The sequence below is a fragment of the Actinomyces sp. ICM47 genome (assembly GCF_000278725.1).
Classification (GTDB): domain Bacteria; phylum Actinomycetota; class Actinomycetes; order Actinomycetales; family Actinomycetaceae; genus Pauljensenia.
The window spans coordinates 1-6,626 of record NZ_ALCA01000069.1 but is presented as its reverse complement, the minus strand read 5'-3'; the positions used below and the strand labels follow the sequence as shown (position 1 = coordinate 6,626).

At 64.8% G+C, this 6,626-nt stretch carries 8 protein-coding genes; 5 read left to right on the top strand and 3 right to left on the bottom strand.

Annotation, left to right across the window (positions count from 1 at the left end):
• From dhaL to HMPREF1136_RS04265, 3 genes are all read right to left on the bottom strand, one after another.
• A partial coding sequence (gene dhaL, locus HMPREF1136_RS04275) for a dihydroxyacetone kinase subunit DhaL (protein ID WP_009648095.1) occupies positions 1-489 on the bottom strand: 489 nt, incomplete at its 3' end.
• A gap of 31 nt (positions 490-520) precedes the next feature.
• Complete coding sequence (gene dhaK / locus HMPREF1136_RS04270) at positions 521-1,513, bottom strand: dihydroxyacetone kinase subunit DhaK (RefSeq protein ID WP_009648097.1); 993 nt, start codon at positions 1,511-1,513, stop codon at positions 521-523.
• 117 nt (positions 1,514-1,630) lie between these two features.
• On the bottom strand, positions 1,631-3,304 hold the full coding sequence (locus tag HMPREF1136_RS04265) for a bifunctional folylpolyglutamate synthase/dihydrofolate synthase (RefSeq protein ID WP_009648099.1): 1,674 nt from the start codon (positions 3,302-3,304) through the stop codon (positions 1,631-1,633).
• Positions 3,305-3,500: 196 nt separating this feature from the next.
• Between HMPREF1136_RS04265 and HMPREF1136_RS04260 the strand changes: the two genes are divergently transcribed.
• The 5 genes from HMPREF1136_RS04260 (at position 3,501) to HMPREF1136_RS04240 (ending at position 6,527) form a co-directional block, all read left to right on the top strand.
• Positions 3,501-3,977 (top strand): hypothetical protein, encoded by a 477-nt coding sequence (locus HMPREF1136_RS04260; RefSeq protein WP_009648092.1) that lies wholly within the window; start codon positions 3,501-3,503, stop codon positions 3,975-3,977.
• Positions 3,978-4,042: 65 nt separating this feature from the next.
• Positions 4,043-4,471 (top strand): hypothetical protein, encoded by a 429-nt coding sequence (locus tag HMPREF1136_RS04255; RefSeq protein ID WP_009648093.1) that lies wholly within the window; start codon positions 4,043-4,045, stop codon positions 4,469-4,471.
• A gap of 46 nt (positions 4,472-4,517) precedes the next feature.
• Positions 4,518-5,246 (top strand): hypothetical protein, encoded by a 729-nt coding sequence (locus HMPREF1136_RS04250; RefSeq protein WP_009648098.1) that lies wholly within the window; start codon positions 4,518-4,520, stop codon positions 5,244-5,246.
• 53 nt (positions 5,247-5,299) lie between these two features.
• Entirely contained in the window at positions 5,300-6,016 is a 717-nt protein-coding gene (locus HMPREF1136_RS04245) for a hypothetical protein (RefSeq protein WP_232204172.1), read from the top strand.
• Positions 5,952-6,527, top strand: a complete 576-nt coding sequence (locus HMPREF1136_RS04240) for a hypothetical protein (protein ID WP_034504854.1) — start codon at positions 5,952-5,954, stop codon at positions 6,525-6,527. Before HMPREF1136_RS04245 ends, HMPREF1136_RS04240 begins: the two co-directional genes overlap by 65 nt.
• Positions 6,528-6,626 lie beyond the last annotated feature (99 nt).

Genomic DNA, 6,626 nt, shown 5'->3' with positions numbered 1-6,626 from the left:
GGCCTCGGCGGCCGTCGCGGCTGCCTCCAGGACGACGCCCGCGTCTCCGCCCGCCTCAGCGGTCGCGCGGGCGGCCTCGAGGGCCGGGGTCCACGCGTCCACCATGGTCTTTTCACCCGTGGTGGCCTTTCCGCGCGCCTGGATGCCACTCAGCGCTCCCTCGATGACGGCGGCCACGCCACCGCCGTCCAGGTCGCCGCCACCCGCGGCCTTCGATGCGCGCAGGAACGCGGTTCCATACAGGGGTCCGGCAGCACCGCCGACCGTGGACATGAGGGTCTTGGCGACCGTCTTGAGAACTTCTGCGACGCTGCCCGGCTGGGCCTCGCTGAGGGCTTCAACCGCAGCACGGAAGCCTCGGTCCATGTTCTCGCCGTGATCGCCGTCCCCGATCGCTCGGTCCAGGTCCACCAGGTAATCGCGGTGCTCGGCAACCGCACTCGCCGACAGTTCGATCCACCGCTGTGCCCACTGCACATCCAGGCTCATCGTCTCTCTCCTTCTTCCTTCCTACCGTTGCTTACTTCCAGGCGACCGTGTTCACGGGCGCGTCGAAGAGCTCGAGCAGCTCGTCGTCCGCGCGCATGAGGGTCACGGAGACGCCAGGCATCTCCAAGCTGGTGACGTAGTTGCCGACCATCTGGCGGGCGATCTCGATGCCGTCCTTCTTCAGCAGAGCGGCGAGCGCGCGGAAGCAGATGTAGAGCTCGGAGATGGGGGTGCCGCCCATGCCGTTGACCAGGGCGACGACGCGCTCGCCCTCGGTCAGGGCGAGGTCACCGCGCACGCGCTCGTAGAGTTCGGCGATGAGGGCGTCGGCGCTTTCCATGGAGCCGCGGCGGTATCCGGGTTCGCCGTGGATGCCGATGCCCAGCTCGATCTCGTCCTCGCCCAGGTCGAAGGAGGGCTTGCCAGCGTGGGGCACGGTGCAGGGTCCCAGGGCCAGGCCCATGGAGCGGGTCTGGTCGTTGACCTTGGTGGCGATGCGGGTGACTTCCTCCAGGGAGTCGCCGCGCTCGGCGGCCGCGCCCGCGATCTTCTCCACGAAGATGGTACCGGCGACGCCGCGACGACCCGCCGTGTAGAGGGAGTCTTCGACGGCTACGTCATCGTTGACGATGACCGTGGAGACCTGGATGTCCTCCATGTCCGCCAGCTCGGCCGCGGTCTCGAAGTTGAGGACGTCGCCCGTGTAGTTCTTGACGATGTGCAGGACACCTGCCCCGCGGTCGGCGGCCTTCGTGGCTTCCAGGATCGGGTCGGGGGTCGGCGAGGTGAACACCGCGCCGGGCACGGCCGCATCCAGCATGCCTTCTCCGACGAAGCCCGCGTGCAAGGGTTCGTGCCCAGATCCGCCGCCGGAGACGAGGCCGACCTTGCCCTCGGCCTTAGGAACGGCGCGGGTGACGAAATCCGGCGAGTAGTGAACATCGACGAGGTCGGGGTGGGCCAGGGCGAATCCCTCCAGGGTTTCGCGGACGACGGCGTGAACATCATTGACGAGCTTCTTCATGGTGCCTCCTTGCAAAATGCTCATCTTTTCTTGTAGTCAAGATAATCGTGCCACGTTCCATACAAAAACCCAACTGAGGCGGCCGCCACAGAGCGACCGCCTCAGGGGTGATTCAGTTCATCGCGGGGAGTGACCCGCGAGCGCCAGCATTTCACCGGCCAGCATCACTGAGCCAAACACCAGGACTCCGCTGCGATCCGAGGGCTGCGCCCCGGCCTCGGCGATTTCGGCTGCACGATCGACCGCGTCGGCCAGTGACTCGCGCACATCTACCCGGTCGGGACCGAAGACCTCCTGTGCGATGTCGGTAAGGCGTGCGACGTCGGCTGCGCGTTCGCCCGGCATCTGCGTGACGACGAGGTGGTCGAGGAAGGGTTCGACTTCGGATAGGACGCCTTCGACGTCTTTGTCTCCCATCGCTGCGTAGACGCCTGCGATCCGCGCGAAGGCGAAGGAGGATTCGATGGCTTCGCGCAGGGTCGCTGCGCCCGCGGGGTTGTGTGCGGCGTCCACGATGATCGTGGGTGAATGGCGCACGACTTGCATGCGTCCGGGGCTCGATGCGTTCATGAGGCCTTGTTCGACGATGCGTCCATCCAGGCCGCGACCGCCCATGAAGGCTTCGACGGCGACGAGCGCCGCGGCCGCGTTGTGTGCCTGGTACTGGCCGAACAGCGGGACGAAGACGTCTTCGTAGACCGCGGAGGGTGTGCGGATGGTGATCATCTGGCCGCCGACTCCCATCTGGCGGTCCACGACCTCGAAGTCGCGGCCTTCGACGCGCGCGATGGCGTCGACGGTGCGCGCCTGCTCGAGGAGGATGTCGAGGACTGCCTCCTGCTGCTTCATGATGACGACGACCTGGCCGGGCTTGATGATGCCGGCTTTTTCGCGCGCGATCTCTTCGATCGTGGAGCCGAGCCACTTGGTGTGGTCCAGGGCGATCGGGGTGATGACGGAGACGCCGGCGTCGATGACGTTCGTGGCGTCCCAGCGTCCACCCATGCCGACCTCAACAACGGCGGCGTCGACCGGGTAGTCGGCGAAGGCCGCGTACGCCATGATCGTGAAGACCTCGAAGAAGGACAGGCGCGGGCCGCCCTCTTCCAGGCTGCGCTCGTCCACCATGCCGACGTAGGGGGCGATGTCCTCCCAGGCGCGTACGAAGCCCTCGCGCGTGATCGAGTGGCCTTCCAGCGAGATGCGCTCGCGTACGTCGAGCAGGTGCGGGCTCGTGAAGCGGCCCGTCTTCATGCCGAACGCGGTCAGCAGCGAATCGATCATACGAGATGTGGATGTCTTGCCGTTCGTGCCCGTGATGTGGATTGACGGGTAGGCGTTCTGCGGGTCGCCCAGGATGTCCAGGGCGAGCTTCACCCGGTCGAGGGTGGGGTCGATGTCGTGCTCGGGGGCGCGCGCGACGATGGACTGGTAGATCTCCTGCACGCGGGCGTCGAGCGAGACTTCATCCTCGGCTTTGGCCAGCGCTGCCTCGTGGGAGGCGCGTTCCTCGCGCTCCTCGGCGGCGTCGTCGGCGAAGTCCTCGTCCACCTCACCCTCGATCTCGGCGAGGACGGAGGGGTCGGGTCCCAGCAGCAGCGAGTGTTCGACGAGGGCGCGCAGGGCGGCCTCGCGCTCGCTCTCCTCGGCCTGCGAGTCGGCAGCCGTACCGCCGTCCTCGGGTTCGGGGGCCTCGTCGGCCGCTTCCAGATACGGGATCAGGTCGGCGGGGATGCCGCCTCGCTGGTCGTCGTGGGTGGGCTCTTGCCCGAAGAACGATTCGCCTGCCATGTTTCCTCCGCGGCTCGCAGTGTCTCCGCTATTTTACCGGCCCGCGCGGCGCGAGCGGCTTGTTCTGCCGGTCACGGCGCGTTTGTGCCCCGGCGGTCCTCTCATCGACGAGGCCGTGGCTCGAACGGTGGTCCGCTGTCCTGACGGGGCGAGTAGGATGGGAGGGACAAGTAAGAATGAGATATGGAGGATTTCCATGGGCAAGTGGTTCGGCCAGGCAAGCGAGATTGAGGAGCTGCGCACCGAAAACCGCCGACTGAAGGAGCAGGTCGCGACCCTTGAGGCGCGCCTGCGCGCCGCCTACGCGGACGCCGGGATCTCGGCTCTGGCCGGTCCCTCCTCACCCGTCTCTTCCACTGATTCACTCGCCCCCGCCACGGCCTCGTCCCTGGAAGTGAGCGACGCCGAAATGGAGTTGCTGGCTACGGGCCCGAAAATCGCGGCAGTCAAGGCCTACAAGGACCGCACCGGCGTAAGCCTCAAGGCAGCCAAGGCCGCGATTGACGCCGTGCCCGTGCCCACATCCGCGATCGTCTCTACCGGCCTCGAGCTGACGGATGCCGAACTCCGGATGGTGGCCGACGGTCGCCTCGTCAGCGCCATCAAGGCATACAGGGACCGCACCGGCGTCGACCTGAAGACCGCCAAAGCAACTATCGATGCGGCTCGCTGAGCGCTCACTGATAGGATGCCCCTCACGCGCGCTCTCATGCGCGCGTGACACGATAAGGATGAGACATGCTGCTCGTTGAAGAACGTGAGGAAAACGGCTGGATCCGCTCCACGTTCAACCTGACGTACCGCGTCACATGGGACCAGCTGCTCCAGGCCGTGCACGGGGCGTACCCGTACTTCGCCAACCCACAGGTCTTGGTTGACGGCACGCAGATCTCCGTGACCAAGCAGTCGGACATCCTCACAATCCCCGAAGACCGCGCGATCATACTGCGCGGCATCTCCACGGTCCTCAACGCCCCCCTGATGATCACATTCCGCAATCAGAGCCAAGCGGTAGCGGTATCCGTCGGCAGCGTCAACCAAGAGTTCCGCAACACCACCTACGAGAAGTACAACAAGTCGATGTCGCAGCTCATGGACTCCATGGAGATCATGATGCACCTGCACGCGGCCAAGCCCAACGGGTCCGCCGCCCCCACCCGCGGCTGAACACCCACACACCTTCGGCGAACAACGACGCGAGAGGAGCAGTGCCATGTATCTAGAAGGACAACACGTCGATAGCGGCTGGATTCGGTCAACATTCACGCTGACGCACCGCGTCTCGTGGCAGCAAATGCTCCAAGCGATCTACGCCGCATTCGACTACTTCACGGAAATCGTGATTTTCGTGGACGAGAAAAGCCAGCGCATCAAGTCACGCGACGACGTCCTGACGATCCCCGAATCCTCAAGCATCGCAATCGCTGGCATCTCCACGGTGTTCAAAGTCCCCATGTCGATCTTCTTCTACACGCAGGTGCAATTCTCCAACGTGCGCCTCAAATGCGTGAGCGAAGAACTCTACAGCCTGGACTACGAGCGCTACAACAAGATGGTCTGTCCGCTCATGAACGCCCTCGAGCTGGCAATGTTCAGAAAGCCCGCCAAGCCCAGCCGCGGGCATAAGGGAAGCAAGGGGCCGAGGCGCAGCAAAACAGACAAGCCCGCCCACACGGCCTCTTCGCCCGTGGCCTCAAAAATCGCGGACACCGGACAGCAAACCCAAGCGAGTACTGTCTCCCACGCAGGAGCGCGCGCACACAGCAACAGGGGCAGCTCCGCGCCCCAGCGTCCCACAGCGGACAGACCCGCACAGCCTGCGCACGGCCCTCAGGCTCCCACGCGTGCCGTGTCCCCAATCCTTTCTTCCCCTATTCAATCCTCCCCGACTCCCCCACAGCCGTCCGTGGTTCCCCCAATCCCGCTGCCGCCAGGACGATAGCGGCCGGGACCGCCGTTTCCTGACCTGACATCACCACAGAGAATCGAGCTTCCATGCCCCCTGAGCCGCACAATCCGCACCCAGACGAAGTCGTGACCCCCATGAGCGCGATGTTCCCCGTGCGCGCTCCCGGCCCCGGGGACGTGCTCCCCCACGCCGAGGCGGGACTCGGGCAACGTTATCGCGCGGGCATGGACGTCACCGGTTCCATGGCGGCCCAGATGTCCGACGGCACTGACCCCGAACTGGTGTCGACCAACGCCTGGCTTCGCTCCCGATACGCCAAACCGAAGACCACGTTCCCCGCGTGGCGCCAGGATCGCGACCACGGCGAGGTCCCCGGAACCAATCGATATTTCCGTTCCAAAGCCGAGTTCATCGAAGCCTTCGACATCACCGGCCTCGACCATATTGGCCACGTCGGCGGACGCCATCTGACCCCCATCATGAACGGCGGCATCTTCCCCTCCGAGTTCCGCTCGGGGCCGCCGGCCAACTTCAACGAGCTCTACCACCAGTTCCGTTTCACGGGCAACGCTCTGCCTGAGGACGTCATGATCGAGATCTGTTTGCTCGACGAAGACCACGGGTCCTACGGATATGCTCCACAAGTTCGTATCCTCGAGAAGGTCGCTCTGGGCGCATGGGTTGCCATGACGATTGACGAACTCATCACGCAAAACATCATCGAAGGAGTCTCCGAGCATGTTGGAGAAGTTAGAGACGTTGATTGGGAAGCTCTGTTCGGGTACTTCCGTCGCACAAAGTGACTTCCAGAACGGATACGGCTACGGGCACTCATTCTCGTCCTACAACACCGACTTCTTCACGATGTGGGAGATATCGGGCTACTACCGTTTCAGCTGGTCCGAGCGCCACCCAAGCACGCGCTTCACGATGGACACGCGCAGCGAGGCCTTCGCCAGCTACGTCCTGATCACGCAGCTCGGTGCGCTGCGCCGCGCCAATCTTCGTCTGCGTCCCATCGTCCTACCGAGCGATCCGCCGACCGATGGCCGCTGGCGCATCACCGACACGCCGTGGCCCAGGGTCAAGCGCTACACGCACGCGACCTACCCCATCTTGAGCGTCGAGGCGGCGAACAGCCTTGAGCTGCGCCAGATCCTCTTCGCCACTCGTTTTTCTCGCGAGGATCTGCTGAACTCCTTCATGAAGCAGGACGGCCAGCCCGTCCTCTCACCGTGGATGACGTCGAACTCTGCCTACCTCGAGCGCCTACGCGAGGCGACCGTCGACCTGCGTTACATCGCGTCGCGCTAGCGCTTCGGTGCTTGCACCTCCGCTAGGCATACGCTCCCCCTGCCTGCGCCCTGCGACGTGTGCTCTGCAAGCTGTGCACCCTCGCCCCGTCATCGCGTA